Origin of the sequence: Tenacibaculum sp. A30, from assembly GCF_051200845.1 — a bacterium.
GTDB lineage: Bacteria > Bacteroidota > Bacteroidia > Flavobacteriales > Flavobacteriaceae > Polaribacter.
On sequence record NZ_CP195160.1, the window covers coordinates 166237 to 191323 of the forward strand.

The 25087-nt window shown below is 33.5% G+C and carries 10 protein-coding genes; 7 read left to right on the forward strand and 3 right to left on the reverse strand.

Annotation, left to right across the window (positions count from 1 at the left end):
- The first annotated feature begins 3 nt into the window (after window positions 1-3).
- The 3 genes from ACR9ES_RS00775 to ACR9ES_RS00785 are packed head-to-tail and all read left to right on the forward strand — an operon-like array spanning window position 4 to window position 11332.
- Window positions 4-8469 carry an HYR-like domain-containing protein gene (locus tag ACR9ES_RS00775; RefSeq protein ID WP_435254711.1) on the forward strand — a complete coding sequence of 2822 codons (8466 nt, stop codon included), beginning with the start codon at window positions 4-6 and terminating at the stop codon, window positions 8467-8469.
- A gap of 11 nt (window positions 8470-8480) precedes the next feature.
- A complete protein-coding gene (locus tag ACR9ES_RS00780) occupies window positions 8481-9422 on the forward strand; it encodes a PorP/SprF family type IX secretion system membrane protein (RefSeq protein WP_435254712.1) in 942 nt (313 codons plus the stop codon).
- A gap of 11 nt (window positions 9423-9433) precedes the next feature.
- The gene (locus ACR9ES_RS00785) at window positions 9434-11332 is read left to right on the forward strand and encodes an OmpA family protein (RefSeq protein ID WP_435254713.1); all 1899 of its coding nucleotides are present in this window, start codon (window positions 9434-9436) and stop codon (window positions 11330-11332) included.
- A 182-nt stretch (window positions 11333-11514) separates the two neighbouring features.
- Here ACR9ES_RS00785 and ACR9ES_RS00790 read toward each other — a convergent pair whose 3' ends face one another.
- The 3 genes from ACR9ES_RS00790 to ACR9ES_RS00800 form a co-directional block, all read right to left on the reverse strand.
- Entirely contained in the window at window positions 11515-11907 is a 393-nt protein-coding gene (locus ACR9ES_RS00790; RefSeq protein WP_435254714.1) for a CAP domain-containing protein, read from the reverse strand.
- 209 nt (window positions 11908-12116) lie between these two features.
- Entirely contained in the window at window positions 12117-12554 is a 438-nt protein-coding gene (locus tag ACR9ES_RS00795; RefSeq protein WP_435254715.1) for a DUF4268 domain-containing protein, read from the reverse strand.
- A 104-nt stretch (window positions 12555-12658) separates the two neighbouring features.
- Window positions 12659-13240, reverse strand: coding sequence for a tRNA-(ms[2]io[6]A)-hydroxylase (locus ACR9ES_RS00800; RefSeq protein WP_408035494.1), 582 nt, complete (start codon window positions 13238-13240; stop codon window positions 12659-12661).
- Between the two features lie 254 nt (window positions 13241-13494).
- Between ACR9ES_RS00800 and ACR9ES_RS00805 the strand changes: the two genes are divergently transcribed.
- The 4 genes from ACR9ES_RS00805 (at window position 13495) to ACR9ES_RS00820 (ending at window position 25061) form a co-directional block, all read left to right on the forward strand.
- On the forward strand, window positions 13495-18990 hold the full coding sequence (locus ACR9ES_RS00805) for an alpha-2-macroglobulin family protein (protein WP_435254716.1): 5496 nt from the start codon (window positions 13495-13497) through the stop codon (window positions 18988-18990).
- Between the two features lie 167 nt (window positions 18991-19157).
- Window positions 19158-19520, forward strand: a complete 363-nt coding sequence (locus tag ACR9ES_RS00810) for a hypothetical protein (protein ID WP_435254717.1) — start codon at window positions 19158-19160, stop codon at window positions 19518-19520.
- Between the two features lie 83 nt (window positions 19521-19603).
- Window positions 19604-23926 (forward strand): CusA/CzcA family heavy metal efflux RND transporter, encoded by a 4323-nt coding sequence (locus ACR9ES_RS00815; RefSeq protein WP_435254718.1) that lies wholly within the window; start codon window positions 19604-19606, stop codon window positions 23924-23926.
- A gap of 10 nt (window positions 23927-23936) precedes the next feature.
- Window positions 23937-25061 carry an efflux RND transporter periplasmic adaptor subunit gene (locus ACR9ES_RS00820; protein ID WP_435254719.1) on the forward strand — a complete coding sequence of 375 codons (1125 nt, stop codon included), beginning with the start codon at window positions 23937-23939 and terminating at the stop codon, window positions 25059-25061.
- The last annotated feature ends 26 nt before the right edge of the window (window positions 25062-25087 follow it).

Consider the following 25087-nt stretch of genomic DNA (forward strand, 5'->3'; position numbering starts at 1 on the left):
AACATGAAAAAAATTACTAGTTTTATTCTACTTTTTATAATGGTTTTTCTAGTTGCTCAAGGAAGATTAGAAGCTCAAATAAAAAAAGGGTTTCAACCAAGATTTTCAGAAGCAGTTAAAGGAAATGTAACATTAATAGCGAATAACGTTTTATCAAGAAATAAAACAACAAGCTATACAGGAAATGATGGAAACCATGACTTTAGTAATAACGTTTTTGTTGATATAGATAACGATGCAAGTACATTCAATTCAAGTAGTGCAAATTTATCTAATCCAGAGCCAACAGTTAGTTGTTTAAGTATAAAAAAAGCATATTTATACTGGGCAGCAGCTGATAAAGAAGAGAACGATCCTTCTGATGAACCAAACTGGGATTACAATAAAATAAAATTGCAATTACCAGGAAGTTTAGGTTATACAACTATAACAGCTGATGATGTTATTTATAGAGGAAGAGACGATGTAGGTCACTTTGTTAATGACCCATATATTTGTTTTAAAGACATCACAAATGAAGTAAAAGCTTTGGCAACACCCTATGGGACTTATCAAGTAGCTAATGTTAAGGCAAAGGAAGGAAGTTTGACCTCACATGGTGGAGGAAATACAGGAACTTCTGGAGGTTGGCAAATAGTATTTGTATATGAAAGCCCCACTTTACCAGCAAAAAATATATCGCTTTTTGATGGTTACGCCCATGTTACAAGTAGTGTTAATAATTTTGAAATTGGATTTAGTGGTTTTCAAACAGTACCAACAGGAGATGTAGATGTAGATGTAGTAATAGGTGCCTTAGAAGGAGATAGAGATTTATCAGGAGACAGGTTACAAATAAAAAATACTAGTAACAATTGGGTAGATTTATCATATGGTTTAAGGAGTTCAAGTAATTTTTTTAATAGTAGAATAGCTAAAAATGGAAGTAACTTTATAGATAGAAATCCAGCTAGTACTAATACTTTAGGATTTGATGCAGATGTATTTGCTCTTAATAATCCAGGAAACAGTATAATAGCTAACAATCAAACTTCTGCGACAATAAGATTAACATCAAACCAAGAAACATACGGACTCTTTTTAATAGGTTTATCTGTTGATGTTTGGAAACCAGATTTAGCACCATTAATATTATCAAGCTCAACAAATACTAGTAGTGTAGAAGACACTGTTAGTTTTTCAGTCAATATAGAAAACAATGGTAATGACAATGTAAAAGACTTAAAAATAGAAACAACAATACCTCAAGAAGTAGATTTAATAGAACCAATAACAGGGTTACCTTTTGGAGTTACTTATAGCTATAATACGACAACTAGATTATTAACCTTTAATGCTATTGATGGAATTACAGATGTTGGAGATACACCATATAGTTTAAGTTTTCAGGTGAAAGTAAAAGAACAATGTTATTTTCTAGAAGAAATGTGTTCCGATAAATTTCAAATGCAATTAGTAGCAACTTATGCAGGAGAAGAAAATAATAGTACACAAACTACTTTAAGTTCTAAATCAGTTGATTCTTGTGGTATAGGAGATAATTTACCTAATGAGATAAGTATTAACCAACCTGACGAGGCTAATTGGACAACTACAGTCGGTTCATTAGATAGAACAGTGTCTTGTGACGACGGTGCTGCCCTAGCTGCAGCACAATTACTTAAGCCAGAGGCTAGTTGTGATTTAACAATAACCAAAATACCTGGAAGTTTTGAGGCTTCAACAACTAATTGTCCTGTTATAGGAACATATACTAATACTTGGACATTTACAGATAGTTGTGGAAGAACAAGTGGACAATTTACCCAAACAATCACAGTAACAGATACTACTGCACCAGTATTATCATCAGAGCCAGCTAATATCAGTGTAGACTGTGAATCAATACCATCAGTACCAACGATTACGGCAAGCGATAACTGTGATACAGTAGTAGATGTAGTCTTTACGGAAGTAAGCAATACGGTAGTAGATGGCTGTGGAGAGATTGTACGTAAGTGGGAAGCAACGGATAATTGTGGTAACCCAGTAAGTCATATTCAAACAATCACAGTAACAGATACTACTGCGCCAGTATTATCATCAGAGCCAGTTAATATCAGTGTAGACTGTGAATCAATACCATCAGTACCAACGATTACGGCAAGCGATAACTGTGATACAGTAGTAGACGTAGCCTTTACTGAAGTAAGCAATACAGTAGTAGATGGCTGTGGAGAGATTGTACGTAAGTGGGAAGCAACGGATAATTGTGGTAACCCAGTAAGTCATACTCAAACAATCACAGTAACAGATACTACTGCGCCAGTATTATCATCAGAGCCAGTTAATATCAGTGTAGACTGTGAATCAATACCATCAGTACCAACGATTACGGCAAGCGATAACTGTGATACAGTAGTAGACGTAGCCTTTACTGAAGTAAGCAATACAGTAGTAGATGGCTGTGGAGAGATTGTACGTAAGTGGGAAGCAACGGATAATTGTGGTAACCCAGTAAGTCATACTCAAACAATCACAGTAACAGATGCTACTGCGCCAGTATTATCATCAGAGCCAGCTAATATCAGTGTAGACTGTGAATCAATACCATCAGTACCAACGATTACGGCAAGCGATAACTGTGATACAGTAGTAGATGTACTCTTTACGGAAGTAAGTAATACAGTAGTAGATGGCTGTGGAGAGATTGTACGTAAGTGGGAAGCAACGGATAATTGTGGTAACCCAGTAAGTCATACTCAAACAATCACAGTAACAGATACTACTGCGCCAGTATTATCATCAGAGCCAGCTAATATCAGTGTAGACTGTGAATCAATACCATCAGTACCAACGATTACGGCAAGCGATAACTGTGATACAGTAGTAGATGTACTCTTTACGGAAGTAAGTAATACAGTAGTAGATGGCTGTGGAGAGATTGTACGTAAGTGGGAAGCAACGGATAATTGTGGTAACCCAGTAAGTCATACTCAAACAATCACAGTAACAGATACTACTGCGCCAGTATTATCATCAGAGCCAGCTAATATCAGTGTAGACTGTGAATCAATACCATCAGTACCAACGATTACGGCAAGCGATAACTGTGATACAGTAGTAGATGTACTCTTTACGGAAGTAAGCAATACAGTAGTAGATGGCTGTGGAGAGATTGTACGTAAGTGGGAAGCAACGGATAATTGTGGTAACCCAGTAAGTCATACTCAAACAATCACAGTAACAGATACTACTGCACCAGTACTGTCATCAGAGCCAGCTAATATCAGTGTAGACTGTGAATCAATACCATCAGTACCAACGATTATGGCAAGCGATAACTGTGATACAGTAGTAGACGTAGTCTTTACGGAAGTAAGCAATACAGTAGTAGATGGCTGTGGAGAGATTGTACGTAAGTGGGAAGCAACGGATAATTGTGGTAACCCAGTAAGTCATACTCAAACAATCACAGTAACAGATACTACTGCGCCAGTATTATCATCAGAGCCAGCTAATATCAGTGTAGACTGTGAATCAATACCAGTAGTACCAACGATTACGGCAAGCGATAACTGTGATACAGTAGTAGACGTAGTCTTTACAGAAGTAAGCAATACGGTAGTAGACGGATGTGGAGAAATCGTACGTAAGTGGGAAGCAACGGATAATTGTGGTAACCCAGTAAGTCATACTCAAACAATCACAGTAACAGATACTACTGCGCCAGTATTATCATCAGAGCCAGCTAATATCAGTGTAGACTGTGAATCAATACCAGTAGTACCAACGATTACGGCAAGCGATAACTGTGATACAGTAGTAGACGTAGTCTTTACAGAAGTAAGCAATACGGTAGTAGACGGATGTGGAGAGATTGTACGTAAGTGGGAAGCAACGGATAATTGTGGTAACCCAGTAATTCATACTCAAACAATTACAGTAACAGATACTACTGCACCAGTACTGTCAGCAGAGCCAACTAATATCAGTGTAGATTGTGAATCAATACCATCAGTACCAACGATTACGGCAAGCGATAACTGTGATACAGTAGTAGACGTAGTCTTTACGGAAGTAAGCAATACAGTAGTAGATGGCTGTGGAGAGATTGTACGTAAGTGGGAAGCAACGGATAATTGTGGTAACCCAGTAAGTCATACTCAAACAATCACAGTAACAGATACTACTGCACCAGTACTGTCATCAGAGCCAGCTAATATCAGTGTAGACTGTGAATCAATACCATCAGTACCAACGATTATGGCAAGCGATAACTGTGATACAGTAGTAGACGTAGCCTTTACTGAAGTAAGCAATACAGTAGTAGATGGCTGTGGAGAGATTGTACGTAAGTGGGAAGCAACGGATAATTGTGGTAACCCAGTAAGTCATACTCAAACAATCACAGTAACAGATACTACTGCACCAGATTTTACAGTACCAATAGATATTACAATTTATAAAGATGACAACTGTGCTTATGATGCTAGTGTAGGAATTACTGGAGATGTTATAGATGAATCAGATAACTGTGATACAACTTTAGAAGCCAGTTATAATGATGTAGAATCAGCGGGAAGCTGTGAAGGAGAAGTAATAGTTACTCGTACATGGAGTCTTATTGATAACTGTGGAAACACTACTGAAGAGGTTCAGACAATAATAGTTAAGGATAATACGGCACCAATTATTGATGAAACAAGCAAAAATAATATTGATATAGAATGTGGAGTAGGAGATACAGGAGTTACTTTACAAGATTGGTTAGATAATAATGCAGGAGCAACTGCAACTGATAATTGTAGTAATGTAACATGGACAAACAATTATGGAGATGATACTTCAGTAAAATGTGATGGAAGTTATATCATGGTAACATTTACAGCTACTGATGATTGTGGAAATTCAAGCACTACTACGGCAGGATACTTAATTAAAGATGAAACACCACCAGCAATAACTCAGCAACCATCAGACAAAGTTGTTGAATGTGATGGCTCAGGTAATACAACAGAATTAAATGATTGGTTAGCTAGTAATGGTGGAGCTGCAGCAGATGATGATTGTAGCGTAGTATCTTGGAGTAATAATTATACTGATTTAACGTATACATGTAGTTTTACAGGAGAAGTGGAAGTAATCTTTACAGCAAAAGATGCTTGTGGAAACACTGTAGACACAAATAGCGCTAAATTTATTATAAATGATACAGTAGCACCAGAGTTTGTAGAAGAGTTACCAGCAGCAGAAATTACAGTAAGTTGTGATAATATTCCAGTGATGGAGACTTTAACAGCAACAGATAACTGTGATGCTTCAGTAACCGTAATTCCAAGTGAAGTAACAAGTGGAGACGACGATGCTTGTGGATCTGAATACTTAATTACAAGAAAATGGACTGTATCAGATTGTTCAGGAAACACAACTACTCATATTCAAGTAATCACAGTAGAAGATACAGTAGCACCAGAGTTTGTAGAGGAGTTACCAGCAGCAGAAATCACAGTAAGTTGTGATAATATTCCAGTAATGGAAACCTTAACAGCAACAGACAATTGTGATCCGTCAGTAACCGTAATTCCAAGTGAAGTAACAAGTGGAGATGATGATGCTTGTGGATCTGAATACTTAATTACAAGAAAATGGACGGTATCAGATTGTTCAGGAAACACGACTACTCATATTCAAGTAATCACAGTAGAAGACACAGTAGCACCAGAGTTTGTAGAAGAGTTGCCAGTAGCAGAAATTACAGTAAGTTGTGACAATATCCCAGTGATGGAGACTTTAACAGCAACCGATAATTGTGATGCATCAGTAACCGTAATTCCAAGTGAAGTAACAAGTGGAGATGATGATGCTTGTGGATCTGAATACTTAATTACAAGAAAATGGACGGTATCAGATTGTTCAGGAAACACAACGACTCATATTCAAGTAATCACAGTAGAAGACACAGTAGCACCAGAGTTTGTAGAAGAGTTGCCAGCAGCAGAAATTACAGTAAGTTGTGATAATATTCCAGTAATGGAAACCTTAACAGCAACAGACAATTGTGATCCGTCAGTAACCGTAATTCCAAGTGAAGTAATTACTGGACAAGATGATGATTGTGCAACAGAATATACAATTACTAGAACATGGACAGTTCAAGATTGTGCAGGAAATGAAACTTCACATTCTCAAGTAGTAACAGTAGAAGATACGGTAGCTCCAGAGTTTGTAGAAGAATTACCTGCGGATGTAACGGTAAGTTGTGATGCCATTCCAGCAGCAGCGGTATTAACTGCGACAGATAATTGTAGTTCATCAGTTACAGTAAATTATTCAGAAGAGTTTGCAGGACAAGATGATGACTGTGTAACAGAATATACCATTACCAGAACATGGACAGTTCAAGATTGTGCAGGAAATGAAACTTCACACTCTCAAGTAGTAACAGTAGAAGATACGGTAGCTCCAGAGTTTGTCGAAGAATTACCTGCGGATGTAACGATAAGTTGTGATGCCATTCCAGAAGCTATGGTATTAACAGCGACAGATAATTGTAGTTCATCAGTTACAGTAAATTATTCAGAAGAGTTTGCAGGACAAGATGATGACTGTGTAACAGAATATACCATTACCAGAACATGGACAGTTCAAGATTGTGCAGGAAATGAAACTTCACACTCTCAAGTAGTAACAGTAGAAGATACGGTAGCTCCAGAGTTTGTCGAAGAATTACCTGCGGATGTAACGATAAGTTGTGATGCCATTCCAGAAGCTATGGTATTAACAGCGACAGATAATTGTAGTTCATCAGTTACAGTAAATTATTCAGAAGAGTTTGCAGGACAAGATGATGACTGTGTAACAGAATATACAATTACCAGAACATGGATGGTTCAAGATTGTGCAGGAAATGAAACTTCACACTCTCAAGTAGTAACAGTAGAAGATACGGTAGCTCCAGAGTTTGTCGAAGAATTACCTGCGGATGTAACGATAAGTTGTGATGCCATTCCAGAAGCTATGGTATTAACAGCGACAGATAATTGTAGTTCATCAGTTACAGTAAATTATTCAGAAGAGTTTGCAGGACAAGATGATGACTGTGTAACAGAATATACAATTACCAGAACATGGACAGTTCAAGATTGTGCAGGAAATGAAACTTCACACTCTCAAGTAGTAACAGTAGAAGATACGGTAGCTCCAGAGTTTGTCGAAGAATTACCTGCGGATGTAACAGTAAGTTGTGATACAATTCCTGAAGCAGCGGTATTAACAGCGACAGATAATTGTAGTTCATCAGTTACAGTAAATTATTCAGAAGAGTTTGCAGGACAAGATGATGACTGTGTAACAGAATATACAATTACCAGAACATGGATGGTTCAAGATTGTGCAGGAAATGAAACTTCACACTCTCAAGTAGTAACAGTAGAAGATACAGTAGCACCAGAGTTTGTAGAAGAATTACCAGCGAATGTAACGGTAAGTTGTGATACAATTCCTGAACCAGCGGTATTAACAGCGACAGATAATTGTAGTTCATCAGTTACAGTAAATTATTCAGAAGAAATTACAAGAGAAGAAGGAGCATGTGCTTCGGCATATACAATTACTAGAATTTGGACAGCAGAAGATTGTGCAGGAAATACAGTTTCGCATACTCAAGTAATTAATGTTGAAGATACTGAAGCACCAGAATTAGTTTCTACTTTAGAAGATATTACAGTTGAATGTGACAATGTTCCAGAGGTTGCAACTTTAGAATTTACTGATAATTGTTCAGCAAACGTAACTCAAACAAATTTTGAAGAGACAAGTACGTTTGATGGAACTGATAGTAATTATATGATTACAAGAACATGGACAGTTTCTGATGAATGTGGAAACGTAGCTGAATTTACACAAACCATTACAGTAACAGTCAATACATCGGTAACAGAAATAGCTGATTCTAAATGTATAGACGATGGAGAAATTAATTTAAATGATTATGTAACTAACCCAAGTGAAGAAGGTAGCTGGGAAGTTACACAAGGAAATGTAGTATTGTCGGACGATGCAAGTTTTGATCCATCAGGTTTAAGTTTAGGAGACTATGTATTCACTTATACTGAACCAAATAATGGATGTTTAAGGTCAATAAAAGTTACGATTAATATAAACGATGACTGTATTGTATTACCATGTGGACAAGAAGATGTGGTAATATCAAAAGCAGTAACCCCTAATGGAGATTCATGGAATGAATTCTTTGAAGTAACAGGAGTAGAATCTTGTGGATTTATAGTAAATGTGAAAATATTTAACCGTTGGGGAGCACAAGTCTTTGAGTCTAACAATTATGCCAATAATTGGAATGGAGTATCTGATGGAACTACGTTTGGAGGAGCTAAAAGATTACCAGCAGGTACATATTACTACATTGTAATATTAGAAAATAGTGGTTTAAAACCATTTACAGGAGCAATTTATTTAGGAACCAAATAATATTATAAGCTATGAACCATAATTACAGAATATTACAAGCAATTGTTGTGTTACTATTTGCAGGTATTTTTACCGTACAATCGCAACAGTTACCACAATTTACCCAGTACATGTACAACACTATTTCCATAAACCCTGCTTATGCAGGTAGTAGAGAAGTGTTGAGTATAGTTGGGTTGCATAGAAGTCAGTGGGCAGGATTAGATAGAGCGCCTGAAACGCAAACTTTATCTGTTCACTCACCTCTAAGGAATGATAAAATCGGTCTAGGCTTATCGTTTATTAACGATAAGCTTGGATACGAAAAGTTTACCTATTTGTACGGAGATTTTTCTTACACGATTAAGCTTAACAGTACTATAAAATTAGCCTTTGGTCTTAAAGCAGGTTTTACTCAATATAATATTGATGATGCTTTAATAGCAGCAGAACCATCTGATCCTGGTATCTCAGGAATTCAAAATAGATGGGAACCTAACATAGGTAGTGGGGTATTAATGCATACTAATAAATGGTATGTAGGATTGTCGGCTCCGAGGCTATTAAATATAGACCATAATGATTTACAAGTTAATGGAATTAATTATGGAGTTGTAGATAAGGTGAGTTATTACTTAACAGGAGGTTATGTATTTGATTTAAGCGATAATGTAAAATTTAAACCAGCAACTTTAATTAAAGCAACAAACGGAGCACCTTTATCGTATGATATTACAGCAAACTTTTTGTTTAATGAAAAGCTTTGGTTAGGTGGATCTTATAGAATTAACGAGTATACAGGAGCATTAGGAGCTTTGGTAGATTTTCAAGTCTCTCGTCAGTTTAGAATAGGATATGCTTACGAACATCCGTTATCTGATATTAATCAATATTCAAATGGTACTCATGAAGTATTATTGATGTTTGAATTGCTTCCTAAAGCATATAGAACAAAATCACCTAGATACTTTTAAAAAGCACACTTATGAAAACAAAAATTACATTTATATTACTTTTTTTATCATGTTTTGCTTTTTCACAAAGAAAAGTAGCTGATAAATTCTATAAAGAATACTCCTATATAAAGGCTGCTGAATTCTATAAAAAAGCCATAAACGAAGGAGATGATGGGGTGGATATGATAACAAGGTTGGCAGATTGTTATTATAATAACTCAAACTCTAAACAAGCTGCTTATTGGTATGGGGTGGCTTCCAATAGAGATGAAGGTTTAAGTGATGAAGCTATATATAAATATGTACAATCACTTAGAAGTCTTGGTGAATACGAAAAAGCAGATAAGTGGCTGCAAAAAATACCTGATGTAGTTACCAAAATAGGAATTGTAGATTATGATAAGCTAAAAACACTTAATAAAGACTCTGTAGTAGTAGCAAACTTAGAAATTAATACTAAAAACTCAGAGTTTGGAACGTATGTAAATGGACAAAAACTATATTTTGCTTCGACAAGAAAAAAAGATGGTGAAATTTATGAATGGAATAACCAACCGTATTTAGACTTATATCAAGCCAAAATTATTAAAAATGAAAAAGATGAAGATAGTATAGCTAGTGTTATTCCTATTGTATCTTCTAAAATTAATACGGGTTTTCATGAATCGAGTGTAGCAATAACTAAAGACGGACAAACGTTATATTTTACAAGAAATAATTTAAACGAAAAGAAAAAACTAGAGTATAGTAAAAAAGGTACATCGCATTTAAAAATATTCAAAGCCACGTTGGTTAACGGACAATGGGATAATATTGAAGAGTTACCGTTTAATGATAAAATGTATTCTAGTGGACATCCAGCATTGAGTCCGGATGATAAAACATTATATTTTGTGTCTGATAGACCAGATAGTTATGGGTTAACGGATATTTATAAAGTAGCTATTTTACCTAATGGAGAGTATGGAGTACCAATAAACTTAGGAGATAAAATAAATACAAAAGGAAGAGAAATGTTTCCTTTTGTAGCTAAAGATTATACACTATATTTTTCTTCGGATGGTTATGCAAATTTAGGATTATTAGATATTTTTAAATCTGATTTACTAAAAAATAACTCGTCAGAAGTTATAAATATAGGAGCTCCATTTAATAGTGGATATGATGATTTTGCTTTCTTTTATAATGAAGATGCAAAAACAGGGTACTTTTCTTCTAACCGACCAGGAGGAAAAGGACAGGATGATTTATATAAGTTTAAAACCTTAAAGTGTAAACAATTTATAAAAGGTAAAACATTCGATAAAAGAACAAAAGAATTGTTGCCAAATACTTTAGTAGAATTAATAGATGCCGAAGGTAAGGTAATACAAAGGTTTGTTACTCAAGAAGACGCTTCTTATATTTTTGAAGTAGAATGCGAGAAGAAATTTAGATTAAGAGGTACAAAATTAGACTATAAAGATGATTTTATTGATAATGTTGAAACCACTGATAGAAGAGGTGTTGAAATAGAACGCGATTTATATTTAACACCATTAATTATTGGAAACGAGATTGTAATTGACCCAATATTCTTTGATTTTAATAAATGGAATATTCGTCCTGATGCTGCTTACGAGTTAGAGCATATAGTAAGAGTGTTAAAAAATAATCCGAAAATGATTATAAAAATTGAAGCACATACAGATAGTAGAGGAAGTGACCGATACAATGAAATTTTATCTGATAGAAGAGCAAAATCTACTAGAGATTATATTTATTCACGTGATATAGCCAAACACAGAATTCAAAGTGCTATTGGTTATGGAGAAAAACAATTGATAAATAAGTGTTCTAACGGTGTTAAATGTACCGAAGAAGAACATCAAGAAAACAGACGATCAAAATTTATAATCACGAATGATTATAAAGGTGAAAATAAGTAATTAGTCTCCGGTAGAGTAGTTTTCTTTTGCCCTGATTCAATCTCGCACATTGAATTGGGGCTTTATTTTATTCACTATTATCTTAATGATTATAAAGTGAAAATAAGTAATTAGTCTCCGTAGAGTAGTTTTCTTTTGCCTGATTCAATCTCGCACATTGAATGCAGGTTTTATTTTCTTCACTATTGTCTTACAAAGATGTTGGTAAAATACCATTTGCCATCAGCACTTTTTTCAGCGGTAATGTTAAAATGAGTAAAGTCACCTTCAATATTTTTCTTGTGACCATCACTTTTAACCCATGCATTAACAACAGATTCAGCTGTAGAATAACCATAAGCTACATTTTCTGCAACACTTACAGCGTTAGCATTATGCGTTAAGTACTCTTTGCGTTGGTAAAAAAAGTCATGAGAAACCTCATTCTTTTCAATCATATAGTTGGTATGATTGTTTGTTTGCGATTTAATGACTTCTAATTTACTTAGTGAAGAAAAACCATTATTAACTCTATAATTGTTAATAAGGGTCAAAATGTCCGATTCTATTGATTTTTCACTTACTGTAATTGACATTTCAGGGTTGTTGTCAACTATTTCAGTTTCACTAGACGAACAAGACGTTAATATTAGTGCACAACAAAGCACTAATAACTTGAGGGGATAGTTATTCATGATTGGGGGTTAAGGGGTTAATCAAAAAACGTTGTAAAGATATAACGAAAACTTAATGCGAAACAAGTTAATTGTATGTTTTTGAGGTAAAAAGGGGCTTTTTCCTGTGACTAGATAGCCTGTTTTATAAAATCTTCATATTCATAAAAAAACAGCTCAAACTGTGTCATAGTTTCAACATAAAACTCATAGCAATCTCGCCAAGTATCTTTATTATGTATGCTGAATTTTTTATCAAAAGGAACATAAATTTTTCGGATAATTTTATGATTATCCAATTCAAAAGTATCATCGTAAATTACTTCTGGTAAATATTCAGTTTCTAGTATTTTTTTTAAAGAAAGTAATTGGTCGTAAAGTAGTTCATTAGCAACATCTTCAGGGTGTTCAAAATCTAAACACACAGAGGCTTTTTTTCTATCAGCTTGAAATTTAAAAGCAAATCCTTTTATTTTAGTATTATATAACAACCATTTTCTTGGAAAAGATTTCCCAAAGCTTGTCCAAAATTCTTTACGTAATCGAGCTGATTCTTCTTTACTAAACATTTTTTTTGTCTTTAGTTGCTTGTACTTGGCTGTTAGTGGAATATAAACTCTCTATTAAGTCATTCTTTCATTAACTCATTAATGCACTAACTCATTAAACCATTTTATCCGTGAACTCTTGCTTCTTTACCTCTTTCGCGCATCATTTTAGCTTCAAAAGCTAACAAACTGTTCCATTTTTCGTCAACAAGATCACGATCCATATATTGACGAGCATATCCTAAAAATAAGGTGTAGTGATTTGCTTCTGAAACCATTAAATCTAAATAAAACTTAGAAAGCTCTTCATCTTCCATATTATCTGCAAAAACCTTAAAACGTTCACAACTACGAGCTTCAATCAATGCTGCAACTAACAAACGTTGTATTAGGGCTTCAGTTCTGTCTTTAGTATGCGGGAAAAATTTTTGCAGTCGTTGAGCGTAATCATTTTTACTTGCTTGCCCTAAAACCATTCCTCGTTCCACCATTAAATTATGTACCATTCTAAAATGTTCCATTTCTTCAATGGCAATATCACTCATATCTTTAACAAGTTCGGTTTCTTCAGAATAGTTGATGATAATTGACACAGCATTCGAAGCAGCTTTTTGTTCTGCAAAAGCATGATCGGTTAATAATTGTTCTAAGCCGTTTTTAGCAACTTCAACCCATGAAGTTTCTGTGTCAAATTGTAGTCCAAGCATAATGTGTAATTGAGGTTGTAAAAGTAAAAAATATAAAAACGAATAGAGTAATAAATAGCTTAAAAATAGCTAGCTTTGTTATTAAAAAAAATCTCTTAAAAAATTGCTGATAAATACCGATTCTAATTACGGATACTAAACAAATTGCTACAAATTCTAAATAGATCATCTTTTAAAAAGATTTTTCAGTAGTTTTATAAAGAATAGAGAAAGTCAAAACTTCCAAAAAAATGAAATTACAGTTACTAAAACAAATGAGAAAAATTTTAGGTTCTCTTGCATTAATCTGTTTAATGCTTATGGCTAATTCGTGTAAAAAATCAGTTACTACAGAAAGTAATGTTAACGAGTTTAGTGAGTATATTAGTGTGTTTCCTGATAAGTTAATATCGGTAACACCAAACTTAAAATTTGTATTAAAAAAGAAAGCCACTACAAATTTTGATGCGAATGAGATTATAACAATTTCACCAGAAATTAAAGGTGAAGTAGCTGTAAACGAGAATGAAATTGCTTTTATACCAGCAGAAAAATTAAAAAGTAATCAAGAATATTTGGTAACTCTTCATTTATCAAACTTGTATGAAGATATTGATGAAGAGTTAAAAGACTTTACAGTTAAGTTAAAAACAAAAGAATTACTTTTCAATGTATCCCTACAATCACCAAGTGTTTATACTAAAGATTTATATGCTGTAGAAGGTGAAATTATAGCGAGTGATGTTATTGAAACAGCTAAATTAACCGATTTAGTAAAAGCAACTTATAACGGTAAGTCGAAGAGAATAAAGTTTAGTGAAGTTGGTGAACTTAGCTCAAAAATATATTTTAAAGTAGACAGTATTCAACGTTATGATGACGATAAATCATTATCGGTAATTTGGGATGGAAGTTCTATTCAATCAGAATCAAAAGGTAAAAGAGAACTGACTATTATAGGAAAAAATAACTTTAAAGTATTAGATATTGATGTTATAGATACGGATAAACAACATATAGAAATAAGTTTTTCAGATCCGTTACAAAAATCTCAAAATTTAAAAGGACTTATTCAGTTTTTAAATACTCAAAAAAGAGAATTTACTTATAAGATAAATAACAACAAAGTTATTTTATACCCAAAAGCATCTTATACAGAAAAAATAGATATAGAGGTTTTTAAGGGGATTAAAAGTGCAGATGGATACACTTTAAAAGAAAACATTATTAAAACGGTATATTTTGAAGAGTTGAAACCTGCTGTTAGCTTTATTAAAAGTGGATCAATATTACCAAACTCAAGCAATTTAAAAATCAATTTTAAAGCGGTTAATTTAAAGGCAGTTGATGCAACTATCTATAAAATTTATAAGGATAATGTATTACAATTTTTACAATACAATAATTTAAGCAATCAAGGTAATTTACGTTATGTAGGTCGTCCAATTGCAAAATATACGATGAATCTTGGTAATCAAGGACTCGATTTAAGTAAGGAAAATGCTTTTGCTATTGATTTAGCTGAAATTGTAACTGTGGAAGATGGAGCGATGTATAGAGTAGAATTTTCGTTCAATAAAGATTATTCTACTTATTCATGTACTGAAGGATCAGAAACCAAAACAATTGTTTTTGGAAAAAAAGAGATAAACACAAAAAGTTATGATAATCCTCATTATTATGAAGATTATTACGACGATTATAGTTGGAGAGATAGAGATAATCCATGTACTAACTCTTACTATTACGACAAGCAAATTAGCACTAATATTTTGGCAACAAATATTGGTTTAATAGTAAAGAAAGGAAACAATAACAAGACTTTAGTAGCGGTAACAGATATACTTACTACAAACGCAATTGAAGCTGCAAATGTGACGTTGTATAATTTACAAATGCAACCAATAGAATCGGCTTCTACGAATAAAGAAGGAATTGCTACTTTCAGCAATGTTTCTAACGCCTTTTTTGCGGTAGTTACGAAAAATAAAAATACAACATACATTAAGTTAAATGATGGTGAAGCATTGTCTATGAGTAAGTTTGATGTATCAGGTGTAAAATTACAAGAAGGAATTAAAGGTTATATCTACGGAGAACGTGGTGTTTGGAGACCAGGAGATCAATTATTCTTAACCTTTGTATTAAACGATAATGCGAATCCAATTCCAGATGATCATCCAATAAAGTTTGAGTTAATCAATCCGCAGGGAAAAATAATTGACCGAACAATTCTTCCGAAGAAATCAAACAATGTTTATGGATACACACCTACAACAAATCCTGAAGCAATTACTGGAAACTGGAAATTACGCGTAAGTGTAGGTGGAGCGGTTTTTAACAAAGACTTAAAAATTGAAACCATTAAACCTAACCGATTAAAAATAAAACTTAACACCACAGAAAAGTTTATCAAAGCTAATTCTGAAATTACAGGAAATGTAGAGGTTAAGTGGTTACATGGTGCTATTGCGAGAGGTTTAAAATTAGATATTAACGGAAAATTTTCGCAAACAACTACTGAGTTTTCAAAATTCAAAAACTATAATTTTGATGATGTTACTCGCCGTTTTGGAACTGAGGAGTTTAAAGTATTAAAAGGTAGTTTAAATAATGAAGGTACAACCAATTTCTCTGTAAAACCAAAACTAGATAGTAAAGCTCCAGGAATGCTAAAAGCGAGTTTTATAACTAAGGTTTATGAGAACGGAGGAGATTTTAGTACTGATGTGTTTTCTAATAAAGTATCGCCTTATACTTCGTATGCAGGATTACAAGATGCAGAAGAACCTCAATCTAAAAATTACTTATTTACTGATGAAGAATATACGTTCAATGTTGCTTCTGTAAATCAAGATGGAATTGGAGTAGCGAATAATTTAGAAGTAAATGTATATAAGTTATCATGGCGTTGGTGGTGGAATACCTCTGATAATGGTTTGTCTAGTTATGATGGAACGCGTTATCATGAACCTTACAAAAAGTTAACAATTGGTACGAATGCAGGAGGTAAAGGAACTTTTAAATTAAAAGTTGATGAAAACGATTGGGGACGCTATTTAATTAAAGTAACTGATTTAAAAAGTAAGCACGTAACTTCTAATGTAGTGTATTTTGATTGGCCTTCTTGGTATGCAAAGAAAAAAGGAAACCAAGATAAGAGCAATGCTACCATGTTGGTGTTTACTACAGATAAAGAATCGTATGAAGTAAATGAAACAGCAACAGTTAAGTTCCCTTCTTCTGAAGGAGGAAAAGCATTTATTACTATTGAGAATGGAACAGAGGTATTAGATCACTTTTGGGCGCCAACGCAAGCTCAACAAACATCGTTTAGTTTCCCAGTGAAAGCGAGCTATACACCTAATGTTTTTGTGAATATTTCTTTATTACAAAAGCACAGCCAAACGGTAAATGATTTGCCAATTCGTATGTATGGCTCTATCCCGATGTTGGTAAATAATCCTGATACTAAACTAGCACCTAAAATTCAATTAGCTGACGAGTTAAGGCCTGAGTCTACTGCTATCATTCGTGTAAAAGAAGAAAAAGGTAGACCAATGACGTATACCATTGCGCTAGTAGATGAAGGCTTGTTAGATTTAACACGTTTTAAAACTCCAAATCCTTGGGGTGTTTTCTACGCACGTCAATCGTTAGGAGTAAGAACATGGGATATTTTTGATGATGTTATTGGAGCTTATGGCGGAAAAGTAAATCAGATATTAAGTATTGGTGGTGACGAATCGGAAGCAGGAAGTAAGAACAGAAAAGCCAATCGATTCAAACCAATGGTTACGTATTTAGGTCCATTTGATTTAGAAATGGGAGATATTAAGGAGCACAAGATTAAAATTCCTAAATACGTAGGGTCTGTTCGTGCCATGGTTGTAGCTACAGATACTAAAAAAGATGCGTATGGTAGTGATGAAAAAACAGCTTTTGTACGTAAACCTGTTATGATTTTAGCATCATTACCTCGTAAGATTACGCCTCAAGAAACTGTTACCCTACCTGTGACTGTTTTTGCAATGAAACCAAACATTAAGAATGTAAAAGTAACAGTGCAACCAGACGAGGCTTATACTATAGTTGGAGACCGAACACAAACAGTTTCGTTTGATCAACCAAATGAGAAAATGGCGTATTTCACCTTAAAAGTGAACGATTTTAAAGGGATTGGTAAAGTGAAAATAGATGCAAGTTCTGGAAATGAAAAAGCATCTTACGAAGTAGAGATTGATGTCTTAAATCCGAATCCAGTTACGACCGAGGTAAAGGATTTAGTGTTAAAGTCGAACGAACAAGGAGAGTTAAACTTCACTAGTTTTGGAACTAGAGGAACTAATGGAGCTACATTAGAGTTATCTACATTACCTCCAATGAACTTTACGAAGCGTTTAGGATATTTAATTCGTTATCCACACGGTTGTGTAGAACAGACCACTTCAGGAGTTTTTCCACAGTTATACTTACCTGAACTATTCGAATTATCAAAAGATAAGATAGCTTCAACAGAAAGAAATATAAAAGCAGCCATTCAACGATTGTCAGATTTCCAGTTGTCTAACGGAGGACTTTCTTATTGGCAAGGAAATAGTACTGCAGATAGTTGGGGAACATCGTATGCTGGTCATTTTATGATAGAAGCAGAGAAGAAAGGATATGTGTTGCCTATTGGATTTAAATCAAAATGGATAGGATATCAAAAACAACAAGCACGTAATTGGAGAAATACTTCAAGCTATTATAACAATTCTCTTTCGCAAGCATATCGATTGTATACATTGTGTTTAGCGAATAGCCCAGATTTAGCTTCAATGAACCGTTTACGTGAATCAATGGGAGTTTCAGATGAAGCTAAAACAAGATTGGCAAGTGCGTATGCTTTAATCGGTAAAAAATCGATAGCACAATCTATTTTAAAAGGATTAACAGGGTATAGTTCTACTAAGAGATATTATTCAAATTATGGTTCAAAAACCAGAAACAAAGCAATGGCTTTAGAAACGTATACTTTGTTAGATGATGAAACGAAGTCAATAAAGTTAGCTAAAGAAGTTGCTGAAGATTTGTCTAGTAACAATTGGATGAGTACGCAAACTACAGCGTATAGTTTGTTAGCAATGAGTCAGTATGCTTTAAAAAATGGTGGAGTTGATGGAATTAACACCAACTATATTTTCAATAAGGTTTCAGGAGAAGCAAGCACAACCAAATCATTATTAGCAAAAGATTTAGTAGCACTTCAACAAGAGAACTCTTTAAAAATAACCAATAAAAACAACGGAGTAGTATATGTACGAGTACTAAATAAAGGAATTTTACCAGTAGGTGAAGAAAAAGTATTCCAAAAGAACTTAGAAGCATCTATTGTATATAAAACAAAAGATGGTGCTCGTATTGAACCTGATAATTTATCACAAGGAACCAATTTTATAGCTGAGATAAAAATTAAAAACTCAACTAGTGAAACACTAGAAAATGTGGCCTTAACGCAATTTATACCTTCAGGTTGGGAAATTGTAAATACTCGTTTTACCGATTTTGGAAATAATACAACATCTTCTAATGTAGATTATACCGATATACGAGATGCGAGTATTAGTAACTACTTTACATTGAAAAAGTATGAAACTAAAACGTTTAATGTATTATTAAATGCATCGTATTTAGGAGAGTATTATTTACCAGGAGTACAAGTTGAAGCAATGTACGACAACGATTATATTGCACGTACTCAAGGAAGATGGATTAAAGTTGTGAAATAATTATTACATGAAATAGAAATTAAAAAGGAGCTATAATTAGCTCCTTTTTTTGTTTATTATTCATTTTTATTAACATAATATTAAGATTATTAAGGTGTGGGAGAGAGAATCAAAAAAAGTATCTTTGTTATCGAGTGAGAACAACTGCTATAATATTATCTATTGTAATGCTTTTTCAAAGTTTAAATATTACGTGTACTAATATTTTAAACTTAGATAAGTTAATTGAGCATGCACAGTTTCATAAAGAAACCTATAGTGATAATTTTATTACTTTCTTATCTAAACACTACGGAGAGTTAAAAGTAGCTCATTCAGAGAAACATCAAGAGGAAAAAGAAGAACATGAGAAACTTCCGTTTCAATTTGAGTATCACGTAGTAGATTTTCATAAAGTTACATTTGAAGACATAGAGGTTCCTTTACCCTCAATATTGGCTTTTGTAGAAAGAAAGCAACTTTTTCATTATCAAAATTTTTATAACTCACCAGACGCATTAGGGGTGTTTCAACCGCCTAGGTATCTATAATTCACATACAGTTAGTAATTAAAATTATCGATTTACTTCATAATGAATCGGTATAAATCATGTAATTATTCAAATGATGAATTATGTTATCAAAAATTATAGAATTAACTATAAAGAATAAATTTATAGTCCTACTATTTACAAGTTTTATTGTAGGCTTCGGAATTTATTCGTTATCACAACTCCCTATCGGGGCTGTACCTGATATAACCAATAACCAGGTACAAGTAATCACTACATCACGAAATCTTTCAACACAAGATATCGAACAATTTATAACTTATCCTGTAGAGCTTGAAATGGCAAATCTACCCGGGGTAAAAGAAATCAGATCCATTTCTAAATTTGGTTTATCGGTGGTAACCATCGTTTTTGAAGAATCGATGGGAACTTATTTGCCAAGGCAGTTAATAGCCGAAAAAATAAAAGCCGCTTCAGAAAAAATACCTGAAGGCTTTGGAAGTCCAGAAATGGGACCTATTACTACTGGACTGGGAGAAATATACCAATACATATTAGATGTAAAACCAGAGTTTAAAGATCGCTATAGCACCACAGATTTACGAACCATTCAAGATTGGATAGTTAAAAGACAATTGTCAGGTATACCTGGAGTTGTTGAGGTTAATACTTGGGGAGGTCATTTAAAGCAGTATGAAGTAGCTATTAATACCCAAAAGCTAAACGCGATGAATATTTCTGCAAAAGAAGTATTTACAGCTTTAGAAAATAATAATAGTGTTGCAGGAGGTGGATATATCGAAAAAGTAAATCAATCGTATTTTATACGTGGAGAAGGATTGGCTAAAAACCTTGAAGACATAAAAAATATTGTTGTAACCAATAAAGAGGGAATGCCTATTTATGTTAAAGATGTTGCAACAGTAGGTTACGGTAGTGCTACACGATTTGGAGCTATAACAGCAAATGGAGAAGGAGAGAAGGTTTTAGGGCAAATAATGATGCTAAAAGATGCGAGCTCAAAAGATGTAATTGAAGCCGTAAAAGAAAGAGTAGCAAGTATTGAAAAATCCCTACCTGAAGGAGTATTTATAAACGCCTTTTTAGAACGAAGTGAACTTATAGGAAAAACCACATTTACAATTACCGAAAACCTAGTACTAGGATGCTTAATTGTAATTTTTGTAGTAGTTCTTTTGTTAGGAAATATTCGCTCAGGGTTGGTAGTCGCTTCTGTAATTCCTTTATGTCTCTTGTTTGCCTTATCGTTAATGTACATTTTTGGAATTGATGCAAACTTAATGAGTTTAGGAGCGATAGATTTCGGAATTATAATAGATGGAGCTGTAATTATTGTTGAATACATTACCTTTAAAATTACCCAGCAAAAAGATACTTTCGTTACATTAAACAAGAAGGAGCAACAGCAAGTTAAAAACTCCGTAAGTTATGAAGGAGCTTCAAAAATGATGAGTTCTGCGGTATTTGGGCAACTAATAATTTTAATTGTTTTCATTCCTATTTTATCTTTAAGTGGAGTTGAAGGAAAAATGTTTAAACCTATGGCTTTGGTGTTTAGTTTTGCGCTGATAGGGGCTATTTTACTGTGTTTAACCTATGTTCCTGTAATGGCTTCTATATTTTTAAAACCATCAAACATTACAGATAAAAATATTTCAGTAAGGCTTATTAAAAAATTGAACGAATGGTATGCACCGGTAATCAATTGGGCACTGCATCGTAAAAAGTTAGTATTAGGAATTGCATCATCTATGTTATTACTCACTGTTATTATTTATACTAGAATGGGAGGTGAGTTTGTTCCTACATTAGATGAAGGAGACTTTGTAATCCAACCCGTTTTAAAAACAGGAACAACATTAAGTAATACGATTGAGACCACTACTAAAATTGAAAAAATACTAAAGGATAACTTCCCCGAGGTGAAACAGGTAGTATCGCGTATTGGAGCAGCAGAAGTGCCAACAGATCCTATGAGTATGGAAGAAAGTGACGTCATGATTACGTTACGACCTAAAGGAGAATGGACATCAGCTGAGAGCAAAGATGAGTTGGCAGATAAATTTAAAGAAGCACTAGCAGTAATTCCAGGAATGGAAGTAGAGTTTACACAACCAATCGAAATGCGTTTCAATGAGTTAATTACGGGTGTAAGAGCCGATATAGCAATCAAGATTTTTGGCGAAGATTTGTCGGTTTTAGCTCAAAAAGGAAGTGAAATTAAAAAACTAGTAGAAAATGTAGAAGGAGCTTCTGATATTATCGTTGAAAAAATTGAAGGTTTACCTCAAATGAATGTTGCTTATGACAGAGCTAAAATTGCAAGATACGGTCTTAACATAAAAGAAGTTAATGAAATGGTGTCTATGGCGTTTGCCGGAAAAGAAGCAGGAAATGTTTTTGAAGGAGAAAAACGCTTCGACCTAGTTGTCAGATTAGACAAGACCAATCGCACTGATATTAGCGATTTAAAAGAGTTGTATATAGATTTACCTAATGGAGGAAAAGTTCCGTTAGATGAATTAGCGACTATTACCTATCAAAAAGGAGCTGCAAAAATATCAAGGGATGATACCAAACGTAGATTAGTAGTAGGAATTAACGTTCGTAACAGAGATTTACAATCTGTTGTAGATGATGTTCAACAATTGATAAACAAAAATATAAAACTTCCTACAGGATATACAATTACATACGGCGGACAGTTCGAGAACTTACAGAGTGCTTCAAAACGTTTAATGATAGCCGTTCCTATAGCATTAATCTTAATATTTATCATGTTGTATTTTGCTTTTAAATCAGTAAAAGAAGCGTTGATTATTTACTCAGCAATACCATTTGCAGCTATTGGAGGGGTATTATTATTATGGATGCGCGATTTACCGTTTAGTATATCAGCAGGAGTTGGCTTTATTGCTCTTTTTGGAATTGCAGTGCTCAACGGAATTGTATTAATAGAGCATTTTAAAGAATTAAAACATAAAGGATTTTCTACTATTGAAGAACTGGTAAAACAAGGAGCAGCAGACCGTTTAAGAGCTGTACTACTAACGGCATCGGCAGCCGCATTAGGATTCTTACCTATGGCAATATCAACGAATGCAGGGGCTGAGGTACAACGTCCTTTAGCAACAGTAGTTATAGGAGGATTAATAACTTCTACAATTTTAACATTGGTAGTGTTACCTGTGTTGTACACAATTTTTGATAATCCGAAGAAATTAAAAATCAATAAAAAAGTAGCGAGTTTAGGTGTTGTACTTCTTATGGGAGTGTACGCTATTCAAGCACAGGAAGCTCCTCAAAATTTACAGAGCTTAATAGATTTAGCTGTTGAGAATAACAAAGGCTTGCAAGCGCAACAATTAAAGGTAAAAAAAGCTAAAGCAGCTATAACCTCGGCTTATACTTTTGATAAAACAGAGGTTTATTATAATCGGGATGAAAATAATACAGTAGCAGATCATCCTTTAGATATTTTCGGTATTCAACAAACCTTTGCATTTCCAACAGTTTACGGAGCGAATAAGAGAGTACAAAAATCAGCTTATAACATAGAAAGTAATCAATATAATACAGCTAAAAAGAAATTGATGAAATCGGTTGTAAATGCATATTACAGGTATCAATACACGAAAGCACAAGAGAATATTTATAAGAGTTTAGATAGTTTGTATAATAAGTTCTCGTATGCTGCGAAACGACGTTTTGAGTTGGGAGAAACTAATTATTTAGAAAAGATAACAGCAAAAGCAAAACAGAAACAAGTAAAGAATGATTATCGAAATACTGTAGTTGCTTCTCGCATAGCCTATCAAAAAATAAAAGCATTAGTTCAGGTAGAAGATAGTTTAGTAATTGAAGAAGAAGCTACTATTCAACCTATAAAAATTCAAGATGTTAATTTAAGTGAAATTACAGAAGTTCAAGGTTATTATGAAAGAGAACAATTGGCAAAAAGTCAGTTGTCTCAACAAAAACAACAGTTGTTACCAGATTTGTCTTTAGAAGTATTTAGAGGAAGTAATCAATATGTAGCTCAAGACTTTTACGGATACCAAGTAGGAATAAAAATTCCATTGTTGTTTAGTGGAGAATCTTCTAAGATAAAGCAATCAAAAATAGCGAAAGAAATTGCCGAGTATGAAACTTCAAACTATCAAAAGCAGTTAGAAATGTACTATACAAATCTTAAAAATAAGTTACAAGAGCAAACAGTGTCTTTAGCTTATTATCAAGAAGAAGGAATGCCTTTAGCAGATGAAATTCTGAAAACAGCCAATATGAGTTTTAAACACGGTGAGATTGACTTTTTTCAGTACATCCAAAGTGTTGAAAATGCATATCAACTAAAATTAGCTTATGTAACGAGTATAGAGTCGTACAACAATATTGTGATAGATATTAACTACTTAACGTATTAAAAAAATAAAGATGAAATATATAATTTATAGTATCCTATTTATAACTGTAATAGGATGTAAATCAAAAGAAGCTGAGAGTACTACTGAAGAATCAACAGTAGTTACTGACGATAGAGTTTTTATAACGAATGAACAATGGGAAAAAAACAGTATGAAATTAGTTACTGTTGAAGAACAAGATTTTCCAACTACAATTAAAGTAGTAGGAAAAATAGATGTGCCTCCTACAAATAAAGTTGTGCTAACCGCTAAAATGGGTGGTTTTATTAAAAGTATTCCATTATTAGTTGGAGATAAAGTCAAAAAAGGGCAACGTTTGGTAACAATAGAAAACCAAGAGTTTGTGGCAATGCAACAACAGTATTTGGAAACAAAACAAGAAATAGCTTTTTTAAAATCTGAATTTGAAAGACAAAAAGCATTATTCGATGAAAAAATAACTTCAGAAAGAAATTTTTTAAAGGTTAAGAGAGATTTTGAAGTAGCACAAACTACATTAGTAAGCTTAGAGAAGCAGCTACAAATGATTAATATATCAGCAAGTAAACTAAATAGTAATTCAATAACCTCTGTTACGGGTATTTATGCGCCTATTTCAGGAAATGTTACTAAAATAAAGGCAGTTACAGGTTCGTATATTTCTCCTGCTGATGAAATTTTAGAAATTATAGACAACAAGCATTTACATTTAGAGCTTTCAGTTTTTGAAAAAGATGCTTTAAAGTTAAAAGTAGGTCAAGAAATTAGTTTTAGGGTTCCAGAATTATCATCAGAAGTTTATAAGGCGAAAGTTCATTTGATAGGAAAAAGCATCAATGAAAATAGAACGGTAGATGTACATGCACATATTGAGGAGGAACAAAAAAGAAACTTTTTATCAGGAATGTTTGCAGAAGCGGTAATACAAACGAACAGTAATAAAGTTAATTCATTACCAGAAACTTCGGTAGCTGAGGTAGAAGGAGAAATGTTTGGATTAATTTTAGATGAAAAATCAAACGAGGGCTATTATTTTAAAAAGAAAAAAGTTGAGGTTGGAAATGCGTTTCAGAAGAATGTAGAATTAAAAACCTCAGAAATTAAAAAGGAAGCAAAATTTTTAGAAAAAGGTGTGTTTAATTTGTTAACAGAGTAACTAAATGTGAAGTAAATTAAAACTTT

Bases quoted from the DNA above. Each gene is read 5' to 3' on its own strand.
- ACR9ES_RS00775 (WP_435254711.1), top strand. From the start codon at position 4: ATGAAAAAAATTACTAGTTTTATTCTACTTTTTATAATGGTTTTTCTA.
- ACR9ES_RS00780 (WP_435254712.1), top strand. From the start codon at position 8,481: ATGAACCATAATTACAGAATATTACAAGCAATTGTTGTGTTACTATTT.
- ACR9ES_RS00785 (WP_435254713.1), top strand. From the start codon at position 9,434: ATGAAAACAAAAATTACATTTATATTACTTTTTTTATCATGTTTTGCT.
- ACR9ES_RS00790 (WP_435254714.1), bottom strand. From the start codon at position 11,907: ATGTCAATTACAGTAAGTGAAAAATCAATAGAATCGGACATTTTGACC.
- ACR9ES_RS00795 (WP_435254715.1), bottom strand. From the start codon at position 12,554: ATGTTTAGTAAAGAAGAATCAGCTCGATTACGTAAAGAATTTTGGACA.
- ACR9ES_RS00800 (WP_408035494.1), bottom strand. From the start codon at position 13,240: ATGCTTGGACTACAATTTGACACAGAAACTTCATGGGTTGAAGTTGCT.
- ACR9ES_RS00805 (WP_435254716.1), top strand. From the start codon at position 13,495: ATGAGAAAAATTTTAGGTTCTCTTGCATTAATCTGTTTAATGCTTATG.
- ACR9ES_RS00810 (WP_435254717.1), top strand. From the start codon at position 19,158: ATGCTTTTTCAAAGTTTAAATATTACGTGTACTAATATTTTAAACTTA.
- ACR9ES_RS00815 (WP_435254718.1), top strand. From the start codon at position 19,604: ATGTTATCAAAAATTATAGAATTAACTATAAAGAATAAATTTATAGTC.
- ACR9ES_RS00820 (WP_435254719.1), top strand. From the start codon at position 23,937: ATGAAATATATAATTTATAGTATCCTATTTATAACTGTAATAGGATGT.